Source organism: Pseudomonas khavaziana (assembly GCF_019145205.1).
Classification (GTDB): domain Bacteria; phylum Pseudomonadota; class Gammaproteobacteria; order Pseudomonadales; family Pseudomonadaceae; genus Aquipseudomonas; species Aquipseudomonas khavaziana.
On the sequence record NZ_JAHSTT010000065.1, the window covers coordinates 1 to 389 of the forward strand.

1 pseudogene is annotated in these 389 nt (G+C 54.5%); it reads left to right on the top strand.

Annotated features, from left to right (window positions below):
- Positions 1-389, top strand: a pseudogene (locus tag KVH01_RS29535) (IS3 family transposase); the annotation flags it as partial.

Here is a 389-nt window from a genome sequence, read left to right on the forward strand (position 1 = left end):
GAACGACTAGCCATCGTAACCCTGTGCAACAGCCCGATATACGCCCATTTACCGCCCAGCCAGATCGTGCCGCGCCTAGCAGACGAAGCGCGGTATCTGGCGTCGAAAGCTACGTTTTATCGCATCTTGCGAGCAGCCGGTCAACAACACCACAGAGGTCGTAGCCGACGGCCTCGGCGCATTGTAATGCCGACAACGCACGCGGCTCAGAGGCCTAACCAGGTGTCGTGGGGCATCACGTATCTTCCCTCGCCCATACGCGGTAAGTATTTTTACCTGTATTTGATCGAAGATATTTACAGCCGCAAGGCCGTAGGTTGGGAAGTTTATGATGAAGAAAGTGGTGAAAAAGCTGCTGCGCTGTTGCAACGCAGCGTGATCAACGAGAA